The 24,080-nt window shown below is 61.1% G+C and carries 18 protein-coding genes and 6 pseudogenes; 7 read left to right on the plus strand and 17 right to left on the minus strand.

Features of this window, described 5'->3' with window-relative positions; genetic code table 11:
- Nucleotides 1–77: 77 nt before the first annotated feature.
- A complete protein-coding gene (locus EEB19_RS21405; protein ID WP_005195186.1) occupies nucleotides 78–1,046 on the minus strand; it encodes a diiron oxygenase in 969 nt (322 codons plus the stop codon).
- A 133-nt stretch (nucleotides 1,047–1,179) separates the two neighbouring features.
- Between EEB19_RS21405 and EEB19_RS21410 the strand changes: the two genes are divergently transcribed.
- Entirely contained in the window at nucleotides 1,180–1,518 is a 339-nt protein-coding gene (locus EEB19_RS21410) for a DUF4873 domain-containing protein (RefSeq protein WP_005195185.1), read from the plus strand.
- A gap of 79 nt (nucleotides 1,519–1,597) precedes the next feature.
- Nucleotides 1,598–4,687: an RND family transporter gene (locus tag EEB19_RS21415; RefSeq protein ID WP_006438828.1), complete on the plus strand. Its 3,090-nt coding sequence runs from the start codon at nucleotides 1,598–1,600 to the stop codon at nucleotides 4,685–4,687.
- A 204-nt stretch (nucleotides 4,688–4,891) separates the two neighbouring features.
- Here EEB19_RS21415 and EEB19_RS27070 read toward each other — a convergent pair.
- Nucleotides 4,892–5,050: pseudogene (locus EEB19_RS27070) on the minus strand (integrase core domain-containing protein); the annotation flags it as partial.
- On the opposite strand from EEB19_RS27070, the pseudogene EEB19_RS21420 reads away from it, so the two are divergent.
- Nucleotides 5,028–6,014: pseudogene (locus tag EEB19_RS21420) on the plus strand (IS256 family transposase); the annotation flags it as partial. The pseudogenes EEB19_RS27070 and EEB19_RS21420 overlap by 23 nt on opposite strands.
- Nucleotides 6,015–6,145: 131 nt before the next feature.
- On the opposite strand, the gene EEB19_RS21425 reads toward EEB19_RS21420, so the two are convergent.
- From EEB19_RS21425 to EEB19_RS21475, 11 genes are all read right to left on the minus strand, one after another.
- Nucleotides 6,146–6,307: a hypothetical protein gene (locus tag EEB19_RS21425; RefSeq protein ID WP_005195129.1), complete on the minus strand. Its 162-nt coding sequence runs from the start codon at nucleotides 6,305–6,307 to the stop codon at nucleotides 6,146–6,148.
- A 238-nt stretch (nucleotides 6,308–6,545) separates the two neighbouring features.
- Complete coding sequence (locus EEB19_RS21430) at nucleotides 6,546–8,186, minus strand: long-chain fatty acid--CoA ligase (RefSeq protein WP_187589357.1); 1,641 nt, start codon at nucleotides 8,184–8,186, stop codon at nucleotides 6,546–6,548.
- A gap of 29 nt (nucleotides 8,187–8,215) precedes the next feature.
- The gene (locus tag EEB19_RS21435) at nucleotides 8,216–8,905 is read right to left on the minus strand and encodes a hypothetical protein (protein ID WP_187589358.1); all 690 of its coding nucleotides are present in this window, start codon (nucleotides 8,903–8,905) and stop codon (nucleotides 8,216–8,218) included.
- Between the two features lie 47 nt (nucleotides 8,906–8,952).
- Nucleotides 8,953–9,909, minus strand: coding sequence for an MlaD family protein (locus tag EEB19_RS21440; RefSeq protein ID WP_005195126.1), 957 nt, complete (start codon nucleotides 9,907–9,909; stop codon nucleotides 8,953–8,955).
- The gene (locus tag EEB19_RS21445; RefSeq protein WP_005195125.1) at nucleotides 9,906–10,949 is read right to left on the minus strand and encodes an MlaD family protein; all 1,044 of its coding nucleotides are present in this window, start codon (nucleotides 10,947–10,949) and stop codon (nucleotides 9,906–9,908) included. Before EEB19_RS21445 ends, EEB19_RS21440 begins: the two co-directional genes overlap by 4 nt.
- Entirely contained in the window at nucleotides 10,946–12,007 is a 1,062-nt protein-coding gene (locus tag EEB19_RS21450) for an MlaD family protein (protein ID WP_005195124.1), read from the minus strand. The genes EEB19_RS21445 and EEB19_RS21450 overlap by 4 nt, the downstream gene beginning before the upstream one ends.
- Nucleotides 12,001–12,996: an MlaD family protein gene (locus EEB19_RS21455; protein WP_187589359.1), complete on the minus strand. Its 996-nt coding sequence runs from the start codon at nucleotides 12,994–12,996 to the stop codon at nucleotides 12,001–12,003. The genes EEB19_RS21450 and EEB19_RS21455 overlap by 7 nt, the downstream gene beginning before the upstream one ends.
- Entirely contained in the window at nucleotides 12,993–14,006 is a 1,014-nt protein-coding gene (locus EEB19_RS21460; RefSeq protein ID WP_005195122.1) for an MlaD family protein, read from the minus strand. Before EEB19_RS21460 ends, EEB19_RS21455 begins: the two co-directional genes overlap by 4 nt.
- A complete protein-coding gene (locus tag EEB19_RS21465) occupies nucleotides 14,003–15,040 on the minus strand; it encodes an MlaD family protein (RefSeq protein ID WP_005195121.1) in 1,038 nt (345 codons plus the stop codon). The genes EEB19_RS21460 and EEB19_RS21465 overlap by 4 nt, the downstream gene beginning before the upstream one ends.
- Nucleotides 15,041–15,049: 9 nt before the next feature.
- Nucleotides 15,050–15,913, minus strand: coding sequence for an ABC transporter permease (locus EEB19_RS21470; RefSeq protein ID WP_006369623.1), 864 nt, complete (start codon nucleotides 15,911–15,913; stop codon nucleotides 15,050–15,052).
- A gap of 10 nt (nucleotides 15,914–15,923) precedes the next feature.
- Nucleotides 15,924–16,658, minus strand: coding sequence for an ABC transporter permease (locus tag EEB19_RS21475; protein ID WP_005194985.1), 735 nt, complete (start codon nucleotides 16,656–16,658; stop codon nucleotides 15,924–15,926).
- A gap of 256 nt (nucleotides 16,659–16,914) precedes the next feature.
- Between EEB19_RS21475 and EEB19_RS21480 the strand changes: the two genes are divergently transcribed.
- The 3 genes and pseudogenes from EEB19_RS21480 to EEB19_RS21490 form a co-directional block, all read left to right on the plus strand.
- Nucleotides 16,915–17,391, plus strand: a complete 477-nt coding sequence (locus EEB19_RS21480; RefSeq protein WP_005194983.1) for a PaaI family thioesterase — start codon at nucleotides 16,915–16,917, stop codon at nucleotides 17,389–17,391.
- A gap of 172 nt (nucleotides 17,392–17,563) precedes the next feature.
- Nucleotides 17,564–18,158, plus strand: a pseudogene (locus EEB19_RS21485) (IS256 family transposase); the annotation flags it as partial.
- Nucleotides 18,159–18,240: 82 nt separating this feature from the next.
- A pseudogene (locus tag EEB19_RS21490) lies at nucleotides 18,241–18,508 on the plus strand (IS21 family transposase); the annotation flags it as partial.
- Nucleotides 18,509–18,510: 2 nt separating this feature from the next.
- Here EEB19_RS21490 and EEB19_RS21495 read toward each other — a convergent pair.
- The 4 genes and pseudogenes from EEB19_RS21495 to EEB19_RS21510 all read right to left on the minus strand — a co-directional run bounded on the left by EEB19_RS21495 (nucleotide 18,511) and on the right by EEB19_RS21510 (nucleotide 22,712).
- Nucleotides 18,511–19,811, minus strand: a protein-coding gene (locus EEB19_RS21495) for an IS3 family transposase (RefSeq protein ID WP_187589360.1) whose coding sequence is annotated in 2 segments (ribosomal slippage) — nucleotides 18,511–19,538 and nucleotides 19,538–19,811 — 1,302 coding nt in all. Because the reading frame shifts where the segments join, the coding sequence is not laid out codon by codon here.
- A 35-nt stretch (nucleotides 19,812–19,846) separates the two neighbouring features.
- Nucleotides 19,847–20,785, minus strand: coding sequence for an IS3 family transposase (locus EEB19_RS21500; RefSeq protein WP_187589361.1), 939 nt, complete (start codon nucleotides 20,783–20,785; stop codon nucleotides 19,847–19,849).
- A gap of 62 nt (nucleotides 20,786–20,847) precedes the next feature.
- A pseudogene (locus EEB19_RS21505) lies at nucleotides 20,848–22,117 on the minus strand (IS110 family transposase).
- A gap of 277 nt (nucleotides 22,118–22,394) precedes the next feature.
- Nucleotides 22,395–22,712 (minus strand): transposase, encoded by a 318-nt coding sequence (locus EEB19_RS21510; RefSeq protein WP_187589356.1) that lies wholly within the window; start codon nucleotides 22,710–22,712, stop codon nucleotides 22,395–22,397.
- A 69-nt stretch (nucleotides 22,713–22,781) separates the two neighbouring features.
- Between EEB19_RS21510 and EEB19_RS21515 the strand changes: the two are divergent.
- Nucleotides 22,782–24,051, plus strand: a pseudogene (locus EEB19_RS21515) (IS3 family transposase).
- Nucleotides 24,052–24,080 lie beyond the last annotated feature (29 nt).

The following is a 24,080-nucleotide window of genomic DNA, read 5'->3' on the forward strand; positions in this document are numbered from 1 at the left end:
GATCGCGAAGCCATCGAGAATGCTCCGCACAGGTCTAACTGATGTCGACCGTGACGGCTCGGCCGCGTGAACGGAGATCAGCGGAGATCGTCGGGAAGGCTCCGCGTCGCGCGCCACATGGCCATTGTGAACTTGCCTTCCAGCATTCCCGCCTCATGGAAGAACCGAATCATGGGCTCCGACATGAACTGCAGGTTGGTCCGATAGTTTGGGCTGGTTTGTTGTGCCCATACGCCACGCCAGCGGCTAATTCCCACTGCGGGGTACACTTTCGGATTAATGAGCAGCGGGTACGCCAGGTTCGCGATGACGGCAAGCACCCCTCGGTGCCAAGCGCGCGTCGCCTTACGTCGACGCTGCATGCCTTCGATCATCTCCAGTCGCGCAAAGGTAATGTGACGGGCTTCCTCGAGGACATGGATCTTCATGAGCTGGCGAAGCTGAGGCTGCATACTGGGGTCGTTCATCGCCTCGCGCTGGGCGCGGTCCAGGATTTCCTCGATCAGCAGCGTGGCTCCGGACACCGACGGTCCGAGCGGGACGAAATGCAGGATCTTTGCGAAGCTCAAGAAGCCCTTAGGGAGCTTGTAAGGGGGCACGCCTGTTTTGTTAATGAGGCGCGCGAACATAGTGGAATGGCGGGACTCATCGCCGATTTCTGTTAGCGCGTATAGGGACTTCTGATCGGTTAGGGCCCCCTTTGCCGACATGCGCAGGAGCGCCGAACTCAAGAGGTTCTCTGCGTAGATGCCGAAACTGAGGATGCTCACGATCTCGTGGCGTCCCAGCTCGCGACGCTGCTCCTCGGTCATCTTGTTCCATAGTTTGGTGCCGTATAGCGACACCCGGTGCTCTGGCAGAAAGTACTTGCCTTCCTCCCAGGGCGACTCCCAGTCGATGTCGATCTCCGCGTCGTAGAACTTCTCCGCGGAAGACCGCAACAGACGACCTGCAGATCGTTCCATGTCGACGGGCTTGCGCCCGTTCACCCGGGCCATGCCCTCCTGTGAAAAGTCGGGCTTGATATGGGCATCCTGCACGGTCATGTCTTCTCCTCGGTCGTTCAAGGCTGGGAGTCGGGGCCTGGCGCCCAGTACCCATTACTCGCAGTATCTGGTACTGCTAGTATCCACGAACCGCGTTATTTGTCAACGCTCAATGCGAAGAAGGTAGGGCTGCATGTCTGACGACCATGACCTCGACTACTCCGGCGAAGGAACCCTGGTGTGCCGTGGGACGGAGATCCATGTCGAAGCGAAAATAAGAGGTTATTTCCAGCCGCTGAACGGCTTATACACCTGGTATGGCCGGATTCAGAAGAATGATGAGCTCGACGGGCTCCTGAAAGGCGCCCGCGCGATCGCTGTATTTACGACCGCTGAGGGGCGGGCGGAGTGTGTCGTCGGGGATCCCGACTTCTGGGGCCGATACCGCATCTCAGGTAAGAGCACCCCCCCATACCACCTGCCCACCACTCTCGAGGAGGTCGAAGACATGGCCGAGCACCACCACAAGTGACAATCATCCACCGCACGGACGTTCGCCAGACGGATCCGAACGATTGGGTCGCCCACTTCAGGTCGAGAGGATATTGCACATGGTGAGTTCGTCTCCCATTCGAACCCGCTCGTCGAGAGGGGGCGAGAAACTCGGCGAATACAGTCCGACCCTTGAGCGGGTTGCATGGTTTACCCTCCGCCGCAAAGGGATTGTGACGCTGGTTTGGCTCGGTGCCGCTATCGGCTTAGGCCTTCTCTTTCCTCAACTGGAGTCAGTGGTACGGGAACAATCTGTGGATCCGATCCCGGCCGGAGTCCCGTCTTTTCAGACCTTGGACCGTATGGGCGCCTCTTTCGACGAGCGCGGCGCCAAGACCACCGTATTCGTTGTGATGGAGAACAGTGCAGGCCTGTCCGACAACACCCGCGATCGATACCACGTGCTTGTCGACACCCTGCGGGCGGACGACAAGCACGTCATCGCCGTCCGAGACCTGCTGAGCGATCCCCTCACTGCGAGTCAGGCTCTCAGCAAAGACAAGCAAGCCTGGTATCTGCCCGTGGGAGTGACCGGCACACTCGGGGGACCCGATACCGCGGAGGCGGTCGCAGCGGTACGCGACACCGCGGAGAGAATCTTTCGCGACACTGAGACGAGAGTCCGTGTGACAGGCCCACCCGCGACCTTTAGCGACCAACTCGCCGTGGGCGAGTCGGATCTGGTCCTGATCACTGTCGCCACCGTGCTGCTGATCGCCGTGATCCTCCTCGTCGTCTACCGTTCGGTGTTCACCGCGCTGATGCCGCTGCTTGTCGTGGGCATGAGTTTGGCCGTGGGTCGCGGAGTTCTATCTGGACTAGGCGAGCTGGGCATGCCGGTATCCCAGTTCACCTCGATGTTCATGACCGTCATCATCTTCGGTGCCGGAGTTGACTATTCGGTGTTCCTCATCAGCCGCTATCATGAGGGTATTCGAGCAGGCAACTCTCCTGATGCCGCTATTGCCCACGCGAATGCAACTATCGGCCGCGTGGTTCTCGCATCGGCGGGCACTGTGGCCCTAGCCTTCCTGGCTATGGCCTTCGCCAAGCTCAGTGTGTTCAACACTTTGGGGCCGGCCTGCGCAATCGCCATAGCATTCGCATTCTTGGCGACGGTGACATTGTTGCCCCCCGTGCTCTCCTTCGCTGCCAAGAGAGGGGCCGGCCTTCCCCGCCGTGACCTGACGCGGGATTACTGGAGAAGAGTCGGAGTCATGGTTATCCGGCGGCCGGTCCCTCTGCTCGCGATCAGTGTAGTCGCGTTGATTGGCCTCGCCCTGGTCGCCGCAACAATCCAGATCACCTACGACGATCGAGAGGGGCAGCCAACTGACACAGGGAGCAACGAAGGCTACGCGCTGCTCAACCGCCACTTTCCGAAAGACATCATTATCTCGGAATTCTTGGTGGTGGAGTCCGAGAACGACATGCGCACGGCTCAAGGCCTTGCCGACCTCGACCAGTTGGCATCCCGCGTCGCGCAGATTCCCGGCGTGACCAGGGTCATTGGCGTGACGCGGCCAACCGGTGAGAAGCTGCAGCAGGCGCAATTGTCTTGGCAGAACGATCAGATCGGTACCAAGATCACCGAGGAGACCGGAGATGTACAGGCCCGCAAGGGTGATCTGGCCGTCCTGAAGACCGGATCAGAGCAGCTCGCCGGAGGCCTGGCACTGCTAGAAGACCAGATCTCATCCAATCTCGCTCCGCTGTCGGGGTTGCTAGACGAGGTGTCGTCATTTGGCCCACAACTCGATGAGTACCGGCCGTTGGTGAACCAACTCGCGAGCGCCGCCCCAACGCTTCGACAGTTCTCCCAGCGAGCGCCTGAGCTGTCTCAACTCGCACGTCGGGCCCAGTCTGCGGCAGACGCGGTCGCGCCAGCGTTGTCCGCATTGGAAGCTCCGTGGTGTCAGCAGATCGCGCAGTGCTCGGCACTGCGCGCGCAAACGGCCGACATCCGGGCACTCGCGGATGATCAGTCGCTCGCGAGGGTGGCTAACTTTGCCGCGCAACTCGGCCGCGTGAGTGCGCCAGGCTCTACCGACATGGCACAGCTGCAGCGTTCTCTTCAAACGCTGAATTCTGCACTACAGACCATCGGTGGACAGGACCTCGGGAACAGGGTCTCGCAACTCGAGTCCGGCGTCGGCGCACTCGCCGACGGCGCACGTCAGTTGTCGAACGGAGTCGGGGCTTTGGTGGACAGCAACGTTCAGCTACTCGGTGGACTAGCACAGGTCGCCGCACAGCTTCGGGCTCCCGCCCGCGAGATCGGCGATTCTGATTCGGCAACCGGCTTCTATCTCCCCGCGGATGCGTTCAAGGACCAGCAGTTCAGTCAGGTCGCTCGACAGTTCATCTCGCCCGACGGGAAAACCGTGCGCTATGCGGTACAGACCTCCTACGACCCATACTCTGCCGATGCAATGACGCTGGCGAACGAGCTGTCTAGCGTCGCCGAGAACGCGATGCCGAACACCACTCTGGAGGGCGGACGTGCTTCGGTCGCGGGCTTTCCTGCGATCAATGCCGACGTCCAGCGGTTGTTGTCGTACGATTTCAAACTGCTTGGCATAGCCACACTTCTCATCGTGGGTCTGATCCTGATGCTGTTGTTGCGGGCCGTCGTTGCACCGGTCTATCTCCTTGCAACCGTCGTCTTGAACTATATGGCGGCTCTTGGTATCGGTGTGCTCGTACTTCAACACATCCTCGGTGCCGGGATCGCCTGGCCAGCTCCACTGGTGTCGTTCATCGTCTTGGTGGCGGTGGGCGCTGACTACAACATGCTGCTGGTCTCACGCCTGAGAGAGGAGACGAGAGCGAGCGTGCGGGTCGGAGTAATGCGTACCGTCGCCTACACCGGTTCGGTGATCACCTCGGCCGGGTTGATCTTCGCAGCCAGCATGTTCGGGCTGATGGTCGGCTCCATCGATGTGATGGTGCAAATCGGGTTCATCATCGGTGTCGGTTTGCTGCTCGACACGTTCCTGGTGCGGACCTTAGTAGTCCCGGCACTAGCGGTGCTGCTGGGCACTGCAAGCTGGTGGCCGGGTGACATCGACCGCTTCCGGCGCGCCCCGGGACCATCGCAAAAGACACGCGGACGAACCCATGGGGATCTGACAAGCGTCGGTCCCTGAACTTCCCGACCATCCCGTCAACAGGTAAGGATCGGCATAGGGCATGACGCGGCACGGTCGCTCGTGATAGACGAATTGCGTCCGTACAACGCTAGACGGTATGGGTGACTCCACGGCGATGTGTTGGGGGTTGCGGGCCGGAGCCTCACGCACAGGGACTGAACGACCCGAGGTTTTGTGCCGCCTCCATTGTGGGCTGGTCCTCGGGCCGAGGCCAGAGTAGTGGAGCGTTTCGAACTCGGTCGGGGGGATCTGGCCGATACTCGAGTGCAGCCTGCTGTTGTTGTACCAGTCGACCCAACCAGCGGCCGCGAACTCGACGTCGGAGACGGTCTTGTACGGGCTGGAGTGGAAGATCGTGGTCCCGCTGTACGCCGGCGGCATGACGTTGCGCGATATCCAACACCATTTGGCCGCCACGATCGGCACCGATCTCTCGCACGAGACGATCTCCAAGATCTGCGACGAGGTCCTCGACGCGGTCGACGAATGGCAGAACCGGCCGCTGGAGCCGTTGTGTCCCGTCATCTACCTCGACGCGCTGGTGGTGAACGTCAAAGACAGTTCTCATGTTCGAAACAAGCACGCCCACATCGCTATTGGCGTCGACATGGCCGGCGTCAAGCATGTGCTGGGAATCTGGATACAGGCCGAAGAAGGCGCCAAGTTCTGGGCCGGGGTGTGTGCGAATCTGGCCAACCGCGGCGTCAAGGACGTGCTGATCGTGTGCTGTGACGGGCTCACCGGATTCCCCGAGGCAATCGAGGTGACCTGGCCGCTGGCCACCGTGCAAACCTGTCTGGTGCATCTGATCCGCAACTCGATGCGGTTCGTGAACCACAAAGACCGCAAAGACGTCGCTCGGGCGATCAAACCGATCTACACCGCCCCCGACGCCGAGACCGCCCGCCGCGAGTGGGAAGCCTTCCGCGACTCGGAACTAGGCGCCAAATATCCGAGTGCGGCAATGGCTTTCGACCGAGTCTGGGATCGGTTCATCCCCTTCCTGGCATTCCCGCCCGAGCTGCGCAAAGTCATCTACACCACCAACTCGATCGAGTCATTGAACTACCAGCTCCGCAAGGTCATCAAGAACCGCGGACATTTCCCCAACGACATCGCGGTCCGCAAACTCTTGTGGCTGGCCATCTGCGACATCGAAGACAAACGAGCCGCTCAACGCCTCAAAGAACGCGGGACCAGGCGGTCACAGCCCCGTAAGGCCCTCGGACGACTGGTCGAGGGACAGGTCGTCACCAACTGGAAACAGGCCCTCGGACAACTCGCACTGGCCTACCCCGACCGGATCGAACCCCACCTCAGCTAGACCCCACAGACCACAAGAAAATCAGGAGCCACGTTCTTACACAGACATCTTGACAAGCTCTCGAGCCCCCGCGCACCAAGAGACCGCCCCGCGGCAGAAGCCACGGGGCGGTGTGTTCTTCTGTGAAGCGCTCAAGCGGTAGCTTCGTCTGATCCGGACTCGATCGATCCGGTGACCAGTTCGCCGACGATGTCGGTAATGATTGCGCCCACGATAGCCTCGGCCATGATGGTGGCCCCTTCGATGTTGTGTGCTGATGACTGCGAATGTGGAGCGCTGGCTGCGATGTCCACCTCGCAAACTCTACGACGCTCGATAAAACGGCGCCCAACGAACGATGAGTGAGAGATGAATGGCCGCGCAATTCCCAGTGACGGTTCTGTCTTTCCCACCGGGGCCATCGGGCAGACGGATCGCTCCAATAAATACGTGCCCACCGAACGCTGAGGACGTTCGGTGGGCACATCTGTGCCTTACCTCGGCGGTGTCCTATCTCGGCCAGTGCGGACGCGAAGCCGACCCCGTGCGGCGCTAGTTCGATACAACCGGCAGCTCGCCCTGCTCATGCTTCGCGCGCAACACCTTCTTGTCGAACTTGCCCACGCTCGTCCGTGGTATCTGCTCCATGAACGTCCAGTTGTTCGGGATCCACCAGTGCGGGATCTCCTCCGGGCAATTTCTTAGGCACCACTCGTGGAGCGTGTCAGCCGACACTTCGCGACCCGGTGCCGGAACCACAACAGCGAGAGCTGTCTCCTGCCATCGGGGGTCGGGCATCGCGACAACCGCGGCCTCGGCGACATCCGGGTGCGACATGATCCAGTTCTCGAGCTCCACTGACGAGATCCATTCGCCCCCGGACTTGATGACGTCCTTGGACCGGTCGGTCAGCGTCAGATACCCGTCCGGACTGATGTGTCCCACGTCGCCGGTCCGCAACCAGCCATCCCGAAACCTCTCGGTGTCCTCGAGTCGGTAGTAGCTGCCTGTGACCCACGGACCCCGCACTTCGAGTTCACCGACGGACTTGTCGTCACGGGGAACAGGCAGGCCGCCCTCGTCGATGAGGCGCATCTCCACCCCGCAAATTGCCCGTCCCTGTCGCTTGCGGTAAGATATTTCCTTTGTGGGGCTGATCCCGGCGGGAGGCCGACCTACCGCTGCAAGCGGGGACGTCTCAGTCATACCCCACGCCTGAATAATCTGTACGCCGAAGCGGTCCGCAAACCCCTCGATCAACGACTGCGGGACGGGAGCTCCACCACAGGCGACAAGGTCGATCGATGACAAGTCGACACCCGGATTCGCGATACCGTACTGAAGAAGATCGTTCCAGATTGTCGGTACTGCTCCTGCCTTCGTGGGGCGATGTTGTTGGATCATGTCAGCGAGCGGCGCTGCTTGAAGGTATCGATCAGGCATCAGCAAGTCCGCGCCGGCCATCAGCGACGCGTAGGGCAGACCCCAGGCGCTGGCATGAAACATCGGCACGACGGGAAGTACACGATCGGCTTCTGCGATCGCCAGAGCGTTACCGGTACACGCTGCCATGGAGTGCAGAAACACCGAGCGATGACTGTAGACGACCCCCTTGGGATCGCCTGTAGTGCCGCTCGTATAACACATACCCGCAGCCGACCGCTCGTCGGGATCGACCCAAGAGAACACTGGGGATTCCGCTGCGAGCGCGTCATGATATCGCATCACGGTCACGCCGTGCCCGTCGAGCGGGGAGGTGTCGCCGTCGCCGGTAACGAACACAACCCGAACCGTCGCCAAGCCCGGTAGGACCGCCGCCAACAACGGAACCAGCGACCCGTCCACGATAATGACCTTGTCTTCGGCGTGGTTCGCGATGAACTGCAGCTGAGCCGGTGACAACCGGATGTTCAGCGTATGCAGCACCGCGCCCATCGCGGGTACCGCAGCGTACGCTTCGAGGTGCTCCTGGTTGTTCCACAGCATCGTTGCCACGCGGTCGTCGCCGACCACGCCGACCCGACGCAGAGCATTCGCCAGACGTGCGCATCGCTCTTCAAGATCGCCGTAGGTCGCATACCGGGCAGAGCCGTTCACGGAATAGGTAATCACCTGCCTAACAGTGTGATTGGTTGCGACGTGGCGCAGTATCGATGACACTGTCATCGGCACCTCCTGCATGGTGCTTTTCATCTAACTCTCCTTTCGCGGCGGACGCTGGATCATTCGGCAGGTCCGTAATCCTGGATCTGCCAGCCGTTATCGGTCTTCAGCACGACGACTTTCAACAGTGTGGGGAGTTCGCTCGGCTGAGGGTTCTGAACATTCTGGGTCTTCTGGGTGGCGAAGACCAGCACCGTGTATTCCCCCCGGTTCTCGCTGGCGCTGCCGGTGACGCTGGTCGCCAGTACGCGTCCCGCCGCTTGGACCTTGGCCTGTTTCATGATTTGGGTCAGGGTGGGTTCGACATCGTCGTATCGCTTGACCAACGCATCGCTGGCATTCTCTTTCACTTCGGTAAAGAATGCGTCGGTGTTTTGGTAGCTGTACGTGAGCGACTTTGTGGTGTAGTCCGATGCTGCCTGCGCTGCCTGCGCTCGTTGTGTGGCGGCGTCCTCCAGGGACGTCTTTGCTTGCCGCATGTCAATGTAGAGGTAAGCAAAGAGCCCGGCCAGCACCGCGAGTACTACCACGAGAGCACCGACGGCCACCACCTGGAGGCGTGCTGATCCCCAGCGCTGCTCGGCCTCGGACGTCGGGGGGCTTGCCTCGGCCGAGGCGGAAACGTCCTGTGACGTCGCAGGTTCTGTGGCACTAGTGGCGTCGCCGCGGTCTGCCTTATCGGAAGCCGTAGTCAGCTCATTTTCGGTGCCGCTGTCCTCGGATTCTGATCCGTTGTCGTGTGCGGTCATTTGCTGCCTTCTGTAAATGCTGGGGTAGGGGGGGGAGACATCGGGCGTCAGCGGGGTGATGGTGTGACGGCGATCGGGATTTGCGCCTGTCCCCGATGGGACGCGGGGAATGTTCGCGCCAGGAGATCACCGATCGATCCGAAGTCGACGTATGTGTCTGCGACTTTCGCCGTCGCCGGTTTGACCGCGCGGGTGATGGCGACAATGTCGGGCTGAAGTATCTGGATGTAACCGCTGAGCTTTTCCACTAGCTTCAGGATTGGTGGCCATTTGTCGTAGGACGTAGAGGTGAAAACGATGAACGCACGTTGGATTCTCGCCAAACCGTCGACGGCATCCGGGGTCCGGACCGACGCGGTACTGAGCACACCGCCCACGTTCGACATGAGGCCCAGGAGGAACTCGGCATTGTCCGCGGTGGTACGGACCGCACCGTCGTCACCGACGAAGTCCACGAGGCGGTGCATCATGTCTCCGATCGTGTCGAGGTCCTTTTGCCGGCCGTCGACTGCAGCCGAGATCGTTTCGTTGATGGTCTGAATCGATGCTGGATCGAGCGCGTCGGCCACTGCCGACATTTTCGGGAGCACCTGGGGAACGGATTGGGACACGTGGATGGCGCTGGCGGGCACTAGGTCCCCACTACGCAAGTACTCACTGGTGGTGGTATCCGGTGGGATGAAGTTGATGTATTGCTCTCCCGCGACCGAGAGGTTCTGGATCGTCATGACACTGCCGCGAGGGATCTTGTAGCCGGAGTCGATGGACATGTCGACGGCGAGCTGATTATCTGTGACGCGAATAGATGTCACCTTGCCCGCCGGCACCCCCTCTAGCATCACCGGCGATGTGTCGAGCAGGCCGCCCGAGCTCTTGAGTATGGCCGAGATCGTGTAGTCGGAGCGGAACGGGTTTATTCGTGCCACGTCGATGGTCAGGTATGTTGCTCCGACGAGGAAGACGACGACAAGGGCAACCAGGGATACGACGGTGCTGCGGATCATGGCATCATTCCGATCGCTCGCAATACGTTAATGAACGACCCGGCATCACGTCGGGCTAGATCTTGGCCGTCGATAGACACGTCGGAAACGTTGATATCTGGCGAGCTGACGAATGGGATGAGCTTCTCGCGTATTACACGCGTCGCCTTGTCGGAAACATCCTTGGAGTAGATGTCCGAGTACGCGATGGACGCGATTACCGGCGCGATCGCTCCTACCGTTTCCTTGATGCGGGAATACTCAGGGTCGACGATACGGCCGGCAGATACTGCGAAGTCGCGCAGGTTGGCGATAAGTAGCGCGACGTCAATTAGCGAATAGCCCAGACCATAGAAGTTCACTCCCCCCTTGGTCAACATTCGGTCAGTACCTGACGGGTCGGCCAGGATCACTTTCAGTGTGCGATCGGCCGACTGCAGGACTACGTCGAGTTTGTCGGTGTTGGCGGACACCTCAGACACGGTGCGCAACGTCGTGCGGTAAAGCGTATCGAATTGGGCGGGGTCACTCGGAAAGGTCGAGTTCAGTGTCGATATCGCGGTATGGATTTTATCGAGTTCACCCCCGCCCAGTACATTAGCCATCCCCCGCATCACGTCCTCGACGTTGGCAGCCGGTTCGGTGCGTGAGAGAGGTATTACCGATCCCGCGTGCAGCAAGGCTTGGGTGGACTGCTGTGCGGGGGGAAGGATGGCCACATAAATCTCGCCCAGGAGAGTGTCTTGGCGGAGTTCCGCGCGCGAATCTTCCTGCAGTTGGGCGTCTTTATCAATTCGGGCGGCAACCAGCGCGTGGCCTCCGTCGTACGTGACGCTGGTGACGGCACCGACGTCAATCCCTCGAGAGAGGACTTTGGCACGGGCAGGCAAGTTCAGAGCACTCGTGAACTCGATCTCGATGTCGTAGCCGTCTCGGGCGGATGATCCGCCGATGGTCGGCGGGTTGTCGGCGTTGATGCTGCAGGCGGCGAGGGCGATGGTCGCTGCGAACAGCGTCACGATCGCGGCCGTGACACGGCGAAGGTAGCCGTAGGTCATCATTGAGATTGCCCTCCGATCAAGTTAGCGATCGTCGCCACTTCGTTACCCGTCCTGCAGACGCCGTTGACGGGGGGAGAGGCACACGCCGTTCTTAGGGTCTGCAGTGGGACAGACACGGCGAATGCCCGCAGGATCGACTTCGCATCCGGATGCTTGACGATGAGGTCAGCCGTTCGAGCGGCGACGGTCGCCAGGATGTTCTCTTGCTTGCCTACTTGCGCGAGGAGTGGAACCGCAGCATCACCAATTGCGAAGATCGGTGGACCGAAGTCGGACGCCAATCGCGACAGGATGGGGACGAAGGTACCTGCGTACTCTGTTGCGGCGCCGAATGTTTGACCGAAAGCAACAATCACCTCGATTGCGCCGACGAAGTTGTCGAACAGCTGGGTCACCTCAGCACTGTTCTCGGTGGCAACACCGGTTAAGGTCGCGAGGTTGGCTACAATTCTGCGTATCTGACCATCACGCCGGGTCGGATCGTTGATCAGCGTGGCCGAGTCCTTGAGAATGCCAGAGATATCGCCCTGGGTTCCCTCCATGTTCTTGGAGACGAGCGTGAGCGCCTGGAGAATCGCATCGGTGTCACGTCCGCCGTCCTTGACGAGTTCATCGGAAAGAGTGCTGATCGCGTCGAGCGTTTGACTAATCCCCAGTGGAGTCCTGGTTTTGTTCAGTGGTATGCACTTGGCCGACTCGTAATGCTCTCCGCCGCGATAGGGATGGGTGAACTCGATTTGTCTTTCGGTGACAATCGAGGTGGACACCAGGGTGGCCCCCACATCCGCGGGAAGCGGCACGGTCTTGTCGATCCGCATGTCGACACGCACGCCCCTCTGGCCCTCCTCGTGAATGCCTACGACCCTGCCCACCTTCTTGCCGAGCATCGCGACGGAGTTGCCTTCGTACAGACCTGATGCGTCGGAAAACTCCGCACATAGTGGCCGCGTGTCGTCGTCGGCTGTCGCATAGTTGATTCCTACGGCCGCGATCACTACTGCCAGTGTGACGATGGTGGCGATCGGGATCAGATGCTGACGCATCCGCTCTGTCAGCATTCTTGATCACCACTCGGGATGCAGATGCGGACAGTCGGTCCAGGACTCGCTGGACCGACCTCTGGAGCGTCGAGAAGAATGCTCAGTCGTCTGGTGATCTGATCGACCTGGGTCAGCGCGTTTGCGTAGGCGGGCATCTGGGCCGACACCTTGTTCAGAAGGGTCTTGAACTGTTGTACCGATGGTTCTATTCCGTCGCGGTACGCGACAAGCGGTCGGGTCAGTAGCTTGAAAAGACGGCGCAGATAATCGAATCCGTTCTGGACGTTGGCGATGTCTGGTCCAAGGGTGCGGGCAAGGAAGCTGAGCTGGCGGAGGAAGTCCACGAGTACCTGCTTGCGGTTTGCGAGGGCGGCGACGTACTCATCGGACAACGTCATCGTCTTGTCGAGTTGTGCGTACTGACGTTGCAGTAGGTCCATCAGGCTGCTCGCGTTTTGCAGGGCATCAGGGATATTGGTGTTTCCGTCGGAGAAAGCATTCTGTAGCAGCGCCGCTGTGCGCCGTAGATCAACACCACGCACGTCACGGAACACCGGTGTGGTTGTCTCAAGCGTGCTGGAAATGTCGTAGGTGCTGCTTGTCTGCTCCAGTGGGATTGCACCGTCGAGGGCCGACGGGCCTGAACCTGGGTCGAGGTCCAATACACGTCCACCAATAGGGGTGATGAGACGGACGTTCGCCGTCGCGTCCGACCGAACGGCAATCGAGTCATCCAGCCGGAATCGCACGGTGATGAACGTTCCGGTCAGGTCGACTGACGCGACCTTGCCTTTCCTGATCCCGGCGATACGTACCTGGTCGCCGGCTTCCAATCCGCCGGTATTGACTAACTTGGCACTGTAGATAGTTTGTCCGGGCGGTGAGATGTACACAGCACCCGCCACGACGAGGCCGGCCACCGTGACCATCGTAACGACTCCCGCCAGGATGAGGTCGCGCCGACGCTGCGGGCGGTGATGCGGACGCTTATCGAAGAAGCGGGTCACTGGCACACCACCAGTCGTTGACCCATCAGGGCGATCTGCGCTGTTCTCGGTAGGTCGAGCACTCCTCGGGCGCACCCTGCCGCCGAGGACGAAGGTGTCGCTTTGGATGTAGTTTCCAGGGCGTCCAGGAGTGGCTTCAGGAGAACGGCACCGTTCAGTAAGCTTTCTGTATCCCCTGGCTCCCGCACCAATCTCTGATAAATGGCCGCGAAGCTGGTGTCGTAGGTCGACTCGATCTGCTCACCGGAGAGCACAGTCTTCGCCATCGAACGGTTGACCTCCCGCAGCGAGGCCCTCAGGCGATCGCTCACGCGGCTGAACGCATCGACGATTGACCCCAATTTGTCTATCAACTCGACCAGTTCGGCGGAGCGCCCCATCAACTGATCAGACACCTGTCCCAGGCTCGTCACAATGTTGGTGATGATCTCTGAACGCTGGTTCCCGTACTCGGTGATGTTCGCGACTTGCTTCATGACTGGTGCGATACCTCGACCGTCCCCCTGGGCGACCCGTAGCAGGTTCGACTGAAGCTCATTGATCTCGGCCGTATTCAATGTATCGAATACTGGTTTGAAACTGTTGAATAGTGTCGATACGTCGAACGACGGGACGGTCTTGTTGAGTGCCACCTGTGTGATCGACTCCTGGTCGGCGCCTTGTCCGGCATTGATGAGCTCCACATACCGCTGCCCCAGCAGGTTTTGGTAACGGACGGCGGCAGTCGTCGCGGGGGTAATCGAGACGCCGTCGTCCAGTTGGAAACGGACGATCGCTGTTGATCCCTTCAGGTCGACAGCCGTTACATATCCCACCTTCACTCCAGCGAGTCGTACCCCGTCGCGGGGCTTGAGTCCGGAAGCGTCGGCAAAAACCGCGGAACGCTGCGAACTGGAGGATCCTTCGTTGGTCGGCTGCAGAATCGCGATGATGACATACGTAAGGACGCCGATGACAGCGGTGAACGCGGTGATCTTAATGATTGTGGGTGTCAGAGACCTCAGAGTCATCCCGTGGGCCCCCCCATTCTCAATGCGCTTTGTAGAGCAGGTGAGGTCTGGACCACCAGTGCTAGCTGGAGCTGGACTCGGTCGCCGAATTTCGGCAAGGCTTTGTCGATGCCATCGAGGATCTGCGGGATCGTGTACACCGTGCGAACGAGCCCCGAGGCGGATCTGGCGACGGGCCGCGCTAGATCAAGGCCGACGTCTAACAGCGAACTCAGGGCCGGGTAATTCTTGTCGAGCAGTCCGCCGAGTGCACCGAACAGAACCTTTCCCGTGTCGCCGAGATTGCTTTTCGTGCGATCGATGTTCTGTTGAGTGGCGAAAAAGTCAGCGATATCGACGTTCTTCAAGACGCCAGGGACGAACGGCGTCATGAAGTCGGCGACTCCGGTGGACAGATTGGCTGCAATTTCTAGGTCCTCCCCGACCGGCCGTTTCTGGACATCCCGCGTGAGCTTCGCGATCTGGAATACGAGTTTTCCGCTATCAGACATTGCCTGCGAATCCTCGACGATGAACCTCACCACCGCTTCGAACGAGGGCTGGTCCAGTGCCTCGACCAGCGTGGAGATCTTGCGAACAAGTGTTGACACCGAGGTCTGTTCAGACTGCAACCTGCTTACGTAGACACTCCCGCCGGAACCGATGGGCGGTCCGTGTCCAGGATCTACGATTTCCAGTGCCGTCGGTCCCAGTGCGTTTGCCGAAGTGTAATTCACCGTCATGCCCTGCCGGAGATCTAGGTCGTTGCCGGAACCGGTGAAGTTGATTTTGACCGTCGCGCCACGGTCTCGAACCGAGATGCTCGAGACCTCGCCCACGGTGAACCCAAGGTACTTCACTTCCGATCCCCCCTTCAATCCGTCGCCTATCGCGTCGGTGTTGATGGTCAACGACGTGTGATCGCTGAAGTCACCGTTAGCGTCACTTATCAGTAAGTAGGCAGCTATCGCGCCGAGGATTAAGAGGGCGACCCCCCGAAGGACCAGGTTCCCGTGCGATGGTTCGCGCCCGGACGGATCATGAAAGACAGCCACTGAACCCCCCTACCCAGAAATCCGTACGCCGGAATCGAATCCCCACATCAGAAGTGTCAGAATCATGTCCTCCACGACGATGACGATGAGGCTCGTGCGGATCGCTCGGCCGGACGCCCGGCCTACCCCCTCAGCTCCGCCTGTGGCGAAGTAGCCCTGATAGCTATGGATAATCACTACGGAAACGACAAATACAAGAACTTTGATGAGCGAGAAGATAAGGTCCTGAGGTTTGAGGAACTGGTCGAAATAGAAATCATAAGTGCCGCCGGATTGGCCGTGTACCTGTGTGACGACGAGCTTAGCGGCCGCGAATCCGAGAATAAGCGCGATGATGTACAAAGGAATCACGGTCGTGATCGACGCCACTACGCGAGTGCTGACGACGAAGGGAATGGGACGTACCGCCATAGCCTCGAGAGCGTCGATCTCCTCGGAAATGCGCATCGAGCCTATCTCAGCTGTCAACCGGCAGCCGGCTTGTGCTGCGAACCCGATCGCAGCGATCATTGGCGCAAGCTCTCGGGTGTTAGCGTAGGAAGAGATGAATCCAGTCAGTGAACCCATCCCTACGAGGTCCAGCGAGGCGTAACCCTGGATACCGATTGAGGCGCCGACGGCGATGCCGAGGATGGCGAGGACGATGGCCGTTCCACCACCGACCAAGACTGCACCTCTACCCCAGGCGAATTCTTGTATGTAGAGCAGGGTTTGGCGCCGGTATGTGGTGATGACATGGCGGATGCCGAGGACCGCGGCGATCACAAAGGTCGCGACGTGCCCCAAGCGTTCAGGTACTTGTGCAACGGGCGCGATCACGGCACCGACCGGCCGGGTGGCGGCGGAGAACCTCCGGGAGGGAACGGTGGTCACGAGGCGTTTCTCATCCAATGGTTTGGGGGACGAACATGGTTGTTAGTTGCGTGATAAAGACATTGATCACGAAGCACGCGACGACACCCAGCACTACGGTGGCATTGACCGAGGTTGCGACGCCTTTAGGGCCGCCCTTCGTCGACAGCCCGCGGTGACAAGCAATCGTCACCACGACAAGTCCGAACACAAGCGATTTGCATAGAGCGACAACGATGTCGGTTACCGATGCGAACGACGCGAACGATGCGACATAGCTGCCGGGTGTGATGCCTTGGACATCGACGCTGATGGCGTAGCCCGCCAGCAGCCCGGTGAAGACGATCAGCATGCAGAGCATCGGCGCAGTGATCAACACAGATACGAACCGAGGTGCTACGACGCGCCTGGTGGGGTTGAGTCCGAGTGTCTCCATGGCGGCAATTTCTTCGCGAATCGTTCGAGCGCCCAAATCAGAGGCAATCGCTGATCCGGCCGCGCCCCCGAGTAGAAGGGCGGTAACGATGGGCGCTCCCTGTTGAATGATCCCGAGGCCCCCAGCGGCGCCAGCAATTGACGTGGCCCCAACTTGCTGAGTGAGGCTTCCCACTTGTACCGACACGATGACACCGAATGGCACAGCTACCAGAATCGCGGGCAGAGTCGTCACGACAATAACGAACCAAGTCTGCGATACGGCTTCGCGAAACGGAAACCGTCCCGTAGCAATGTCTACCGCTACCCACCGCAGGGCCTGGCCAGCCAAGCCGAGGGTGCTACCGAAAGTGGCGGCGCCGTCCAGGAAACGGTTGGCGCCGGTCCGAGTGGTGATGGACCTCTCCTTCCCTCGTACACGGGGTATGCGCCGCTTAATGCTGGTGCGCGTTATGGACGGTACCAGGTACTGGCAGTATTACCTATAGTGTTTACAGAAAGACCGTGTCGGGACCTGCTCCCACACCTCATCGACCCCCGCACCCTGTTTGAGTAGGTGGCGGCTTAGTAAGGACAACGATCAGAAGATGACCTCAGAAGCAAGACTGCCGGCGCACTCGTCCCAGTGCATGGGCTGCGGAAGCGAAAACCCCCACGGACTTCAACTTGAGGTCTACCGGAGTGGCGAGCGGGTGTACGCCGATCACACCTTCGACGAGAGGCACCTTGGCGCGCCCGGGTTGGCGCACGGCGGAGCGATCTCGGCCGCTTGCGACGACATCATGGGTTTCACCCTGTGGATCGCGCGGACCCCCGCGGTGACCCGCACCCTGACCGTCGAATACCGTCAGCCGGTCCCTCTGCACACTCCCATTCGCCTCTCTGCTTGGATTGACCACGAGTCGGATCGCCTACTGCACATCGCGGCCGTTGGATCGTTCGATGATCGAACGTATTTCACCTCTAGCGGTGTCTTCGTCAAGGTCGACGTCGCTCATTTTCGACGGTATGCCGACCTATCAACAATCGATGACTTCTTCGCCAACTTCACGCGTACAGACTGACGCCGCAGGGGGGACTGTCGCTGATTCGGTGTAAGTGGTTTGATCGCCCCCGGCGTGGGGCAGGAGGAATCACGACGATGACCGACACAGTCGAGGGCGTGGATGCCCTGGTGGCAGGGCCAGTTGAGACTGGTCAAGAACACGATGTCACCACCGCGGATGAGGTGCGTGAGTGAGTAGCCGGCCGATCTACGCCGCGATCGGGGTTGATCTCGATGGGCACAAAGACATCCTCGGCATGTGGGCTGGCGACGGCGGCAGCGAGTCGGCCACGTTCCGGCGGGCGGTGCTCACCGACCTCAAGAACCGGGGTGCCAGGGGCATCTTCTCCCTTGTCTGTGACGGCTTGAAAGGGTCGCCCGACAGTGTGTCTGCCGCGTTTCCGTTGGCCACGGTACAGACGTGCATCATCCATTTGATCCGGAACACCTTCAAGTACGCCTCCCGCAAGTATAGGGACAAGATCAGCGCCGATCTCAGACCGATCTACACCGCGCTGACCGCCGCTGAGGCCCGGCTGCGATGGGAGGAATTCGCTGAGAAGTGGGGCACGCCGTACCCGGCGATCGTGACCCTGTGGGAGAGTGCGTGGGAGGAGTTCATCCCGTTCCTTGACAACGACGTCGAAATTCGACGAGTGTTGTGCTCCACCAACGCTATCGAAAGTCTCAACGCCCCGCTAGCGGCGTGCGGTGCGCGCTCGAGGGCACTTCCCGAACGAGCAGTCCGCACTCAAAACGCTCTACCTGGTGACGCGGTCGTTGGATCGATCCCGAAGGGTATGTTGACGGCGCCTGAAAACTGACCCCCTGACGACGGGTGAATTTTGACCCCCGTCTTGTTAGGAGGGTGATTTCAGTGGAGCAGTGGGCGGAGATCCGCCGTTTGCATCGCAGTGAGGGTGTGCCGATCAAGGAGATCGCGCCGGTTGGGGGTGGCCCGTAACACGGTGCGGGCGGCGTTGGCCTCAGACACCGCGCCGAAGTACTCGCGACCGGCGAAGGGCTCGGTGGTCGATGCGTTCGAACCGCAGATCCGGGCGTTGTTGCGGGAGTATCCGACGATGCCGGCGACGGTGATCGCGGAGCGGATCGGGTGGACGAGATCGTTGACTGTGAATCACCCCAAGTTTTGTGCCGCCTCCAATGTGGGGGTTTGCTCGGTGGTGAGTCCAGCGTAGTAGCTGGCCTCGTACTCGTTGGGTGGGATCAGGCCGATGCTCGAGTGCAGCCGGCTGCAGTTGTACCAGTCGACCCACGCTGCGGTGGCGTACTCGACGTCGGCGATGGTCTTGTAGGGGCCCTGGTGGAAGATCGTCGTGCGGATGCACTCGGTCTTGTAGAGGCCGTTCGCTGATTCGATCAGCGCGTTGTCGTAGGCATCTCCCACCGATCCGATCGACGCAGAGATACTCTCCAGTGAGAGTTTCTGCGTCAACCGTGTTGACGTGTACTGCGATCCTGCATCCGAATGGTGTATCAGCTCACCATCTTTGACAGGATGACCATCGCGGTCACGTTGCCATAGCGCCATCCGTAGAGGGATGGTCACCAAGGTGGCGTCCTTGCTCGTGGAGGCATGCCAGGCCACGATCTTGCGGGAGAACACATCGATGATGAACACGACGTACACCCATCCGGACCACGTTCGGACGTAAGTGAAGTCGGTGACCCACACACGGTTCGGTTCGGCAGCACAGAACGTGCGGTTCAACAGGTCTCCGGCCCGGATTCCATCCGTGGACGGGATCGTTGTTCGGATACCTTTGGAACGACGAATACCATTGAGGTGCAACATCTTCATCGCGCGGTCCACCGCACCGTAGGACACCCCTGGCATGCTGGTGCGGTCCAGAAGTGCACGCATCTTCACGCGTCCGTAGAGCCCTTCCGGGGTGAGCCGCCGCCGTCCCTGGTGATCGACCCGCCACGCGACCTCACGCACCGCATCGACAGTCTGGGCGTCGCTGATGGTGCGTGCGGCGGGCCGACGCGAACGCCAGGCCCGATAGGTGCGTGCGGCGATCTGGCAACCCTGCTCCCGCAGGACTCGGCAGATCGACTCGACCGCTACACCTTCAGCTCGCATCGTGTCGATGAACGCGATGATCATCGATTGCGGGGGTCGAGTTCCCCCGCGAAGAAAGTCGTCGCCGCTTTCAACACCGCCACGTCCTCACGCAGTTGCCGGTTCTCGGCCTTGAGCTTCTTGATCTCGGCCGATTCCTCCGAGGTCACGCCCGGGCGTTGCCCGGTATCGACTTGATTCTGCACCGCCCACCGGCGGACCGATTCCTTCCCAACGCCGACCTGCTTGGCCACAGCCTCGGCCGCCGCTGTCAGCGACGCATACTCACCACCATGGGTCTGCAACAACCGCAACGCCCGCTCACGGTGAACGTCCCCGGGTTTGGTGCACACCTCTTGTGGTTCCCCCGGAATCGTGGAGGACTCCTCTATGCGGCTTCGGGCTCGGTGACTGCGGTGTTCTCGTAGTCGACCGGACTCATCATCCCGATCGCGCTGTGGCGACGCTGGTGATTGTAGAAGCCGTAGCACCACTCCAACACGACCGCCTGCGCCTCCATGATAGTATGGAACTCGTTGCGTGACAACACTTCCCACTCCAAAGAAGAGAAGAATGCCTCCGCTGCGGCGTTGTCGAAACACGATCCGACCCGGCCCATCGACTGCCGGATACCCATCTTCTGGCACAGCCTGGTGAACCGTTTCGCGGTGTACGTCGACCCACGATCGGTGTGGAAAATCAGCTTCTGCGCATCGTCATCACGCCATATCGCCTGCATACCGCCCCGCGTGGCGACCCCCATCTCGATCGCCGCACACGCCAACGCTGCATCCGGGTGACGACTGGTGGCCGCCCCCAGCAGGCGGCGACTGTAGAGGTCGATGACCGTGGCCAGATACAGCTTGCCCGCCGCGGTCGGGATCTCGGTGATGTCGCCGACCCACCGCTGATCGGGGCACTGTGCGGTGAAATCGCGACCCAACAAATCGGGGAACTTCGGGGCGGTCTTGTCCTGACGGGTCAGCCCGTTGCGCCGGCGGATCCGCCGCGCGACCAGGCCCTGACGACACATCGAATCAGCGACAGTCTTCTCGGTCACCGTCCACCCGTCAGCACGCAGATCCGCATGCAGGCGCGGTGACCCGTGCAGGCCGCGGGCCTTGTCGAACGCCACCGCCACGGCCCGGTCGATGGTGTCCCGGCGATAGTCGCGGGTGGTGTGCAAACCCGTTGCCGCACCCGGCGATTGGGTCCGCTTATGCCATTTGTAGAACCACGCCTCGCTGACCCCGAGCAGCCGGCAGGACACCGCGTGTGGCACCCGATAGTTGGTCCTCTGGTCGGCGATAAAGCGTGCCACGCTCACTTCGTCGCCTCCTTCACCCACAGGACCACTGATCGCTTGAGACCTCCGATGTCGCGATCGTGTCAAGCAGCAACTGCGCCGGCGGGTTCGGTGGCTGCGTGCGGGAAGGCCTTGATCGGGTCGTAGAGTTGGCCGGAGGCCAGACAGTGATGCAGCTGGCCGAGCATCCGATTGAACAAGTGCCGCAGCGCGGCCGGGTGGCCGTCGCCGCGCTCACGGCGGCGTAGGTAGTGATCACGTGTCGGTGACGGTCTCGCGGCGGCGGTGAACGCCCAGGAGTAGCCAATGCCGGCGAGCCGGTTGTTCTTCGTCCGTCGGCGGACCACCGTGCGAGACTTGCCCGATGCTCGGGTGACCGGCGCGGAGCCGGCAAATGCCTGCAACGCGCGGTCGTCGACGAAACGATCTCGGTCGTCGCCGATCTCGGCGAGCACGATGGCTCCCGAGATATCAGCCAGCCCTGGAAAGCTGGTGATGATCTCGTAGTCCGGGTGCTGCTCGAACGCCTCGCGAAGAGCGGCGGCGAGCTGGTCGACCGAGTCGCAGACCGCGTTGAGCACCCCGAGCATCGCCAGCGTCTCGATGCGCATCGCCTGCTCCACCACGGGTTCTTGCCGTAGCTGCGGGACGCGCAGCGCGACGAGGACACTCTCGGCCACGCTGGCGATCCGCCGCTGCCGACCGCCGCGGCGCAGCGCCGTCTCGATCCGCGCTCGCGACAGCTTCTCTGCCTCGGCCGGGCTGGGCGCGATAGCCAGCACCGCACGCGCATCGGCGCTGGCCAGCCGGGTAGTTGACAGTCCGCGCCCAGAGCCCGATCCGGCAGAAAACGCGGCCAGAAAACCAGGGTGATACTCACACAGCCGAGCGCGCAATTCCTGTACCAGCTTTGGTGCGCCGCCACACCGCGTCCTGATAGGCGCGGGCCAGCACAGTGATCGAACGCGCCAAAGCGGTGTCTTCGGGCAGCATCCGATGCAAATGTGCGTCAGTGCGCAGAATATTTGCCAACGCCATCGCATCCACGTGATCACTCTTCTTGCCCGAGACCGACGTCCGTTCCCGATAACGCGCCACCGCCAGCGGATTGATCGGATAGATCGGCCGGCCGGTCGCGCGCAGCACCGCGACCAGCAACCCGCGTGGAGTCTCGATCGCGATCGGGATCGGCTCGTGCACCGTGTCGCCGGCCGCGGCCAACATCGCGGTCAACTCAGCAACGCCATCGATGCTCTCGTCAATGCGCCGCTTGCCGACCAGTGCGCCTTCGTCATCGATCAGGGCGATGTCGTGATGCCCTTCGGCCCAGTCGATCCCGCAGTAGATCGCCATCCAGTCTCCTTACGCAGTAGTGGAATCCGTTACTCCGGTCCGAGGACCGGTGACACCGCGCGGCGACCTAATAGCAAGGCTCGAGGGCCTGACCTCCGATAGAGCCGTTCGCGATCCCAGCAACCAGCGGGGATGTCAATGATCTCAGCAAGAGCTCGCGGCTCAGCACATCAAGGACCTCACCCCGCGGGCGGGCTCGAACCACGACCGACCCTCGCCTACCGCGGTGCCAGAGCCGGACCCGACACGCCGGGCTGCGTCGGTCTCAAGCAAAACCTCAACGGGCTACGACATCACCAGACGTCGTTCCTCGACCTGACCGGACCCGTGCTCTGACACGTCCTATTAGGACATCACGCTCCATGCGCAGCTCAGCGACCTCGTCACGCAACCGTTTGAGCTCAGCAGCGTCATCAACGGTCAGCTCGCCGCGGCCCTCCCGCTCGGCGCGCGCCCGGTTGACCCAGTTACCCAAGGTGCCCTCGTTGACCCCCAGGTCTCGAGCGACCTGGGCGATCGGCTTACCTGTCTCCTCGACGATCCGGACCGCCCCATCACGAAACTCCCGGTCGTACTTCTTCCGCTTCTCTGGCATCGTGCTCCTCATTATCGATGCCTCTACGGTTCGGGGGGAACCTCATCTTTGTGAGGAAAGGTTGGCATCATGCCGAGGAAGTACGACGAGGCGACCCGGGCCAAGGCTGTGCGGTTGGTGGTCGAGCATCGTGATGAGTATCCGAGTGAGTTCGCCGCGATCACCGCGACTGCCAAGCGGTTGAAGTTGACGCCGGAGACCTTGCGTAAATGGGTGCGTCAGAGCGAGGTCGACGCCGGTGAGAAGCCGGGGGTATCGCGGGCGGAGGCTGCGGAGGTTCGCGCGCTGAAGCGTAAGGTTGCCGAGCTGAGGACACGGTCGAAATCCTCAAGGCGGCAACGACTTTCTTCGCGCGGGAGAGCGACCCGCGACAGCTGTGATGTGTGCGTTCATCGCCGAGCATCGCGCTCGGTTCGGGGTCGCTCAGATCTGCCGTGTGCTCACCGAGCACGGGGCGTCGATCTCCCCGAGAACGTTTTATGCGTGGGTGGCGCGGCCACCGTCGAAACGGGCGCTGTGGGACACCGCGGTCACCGGGATCCTGGCCGGCTACTACGAACCCGATGCCGACGGGAAACGTGCCCCGGAGTCGCTGTACGGGGCGGTGAAGATGTGGGCCCACCTGCAGCGTGAGGGTATCCCGGTGGCTCGCTGTACGGTGGAGCGGCTGATGCGCGCCAACCGGTGGCGGGGAGTGACCCGGCGTAAGAAGGTGCGTACGACCATCGCCGATCCGCAGGCGGTGCGCGCGCCGGACCTCGTCGAGCGCCAGTTTCAGGTGCCGGCACCGAATGTGCTGGTCGTGGCCGATTTCACCTATGTGCAGCTGGCCAACGGGTCGTTTGTGTACACCGCACTGGTCATCGATGCATTCGCTGGGCGCATCGTGGGCTGGGAGTGTTCGACCTGCAAGAGCGACCGGTTCGTCCGGACCGCGATCCGCCAGGCGGCACAGCTGCGTGACCGGGAAGGTAACCCGTTGGTGGGTAACACAATTCACCATTCGGATGCCGGTTCGCAGTACACGTCGGTGCGGTGCGGGGAGACGTTGGAGCTGTCGGGTCTGGTCCCCTCGATCGGAACGGTCGGCGACGCGTACGATAATGCGCTCGCCGAAACCACTATCGGTCTGTTCAAAACCGAAGCGGTACGCGATGATTCACCATTCCGATGCGGTCCTCTCGAGCGCCTCGGGGACGTCGAATACCTCACCGCATCCTGGGTCGGCTGGTACAACTCCAGCAGACTCATGCACCGACTCGGACGCATCCCGCCGATCGAGGCCGAACGCAACTACTACACTCAACATGCCGCCACATCCGTGGAGGCACACCAGTAACCAGGTGTGCACCAAACCCGGGGTGATTC

This window comes from Gordonia sp. OPL2 (assembly GCF_003797825.1).
Classification (GTDB): Bacteria; Actinomycetota; Actinomycetes; order Mycobacteriales; family Mycobacteriaceae; genus Gordonia.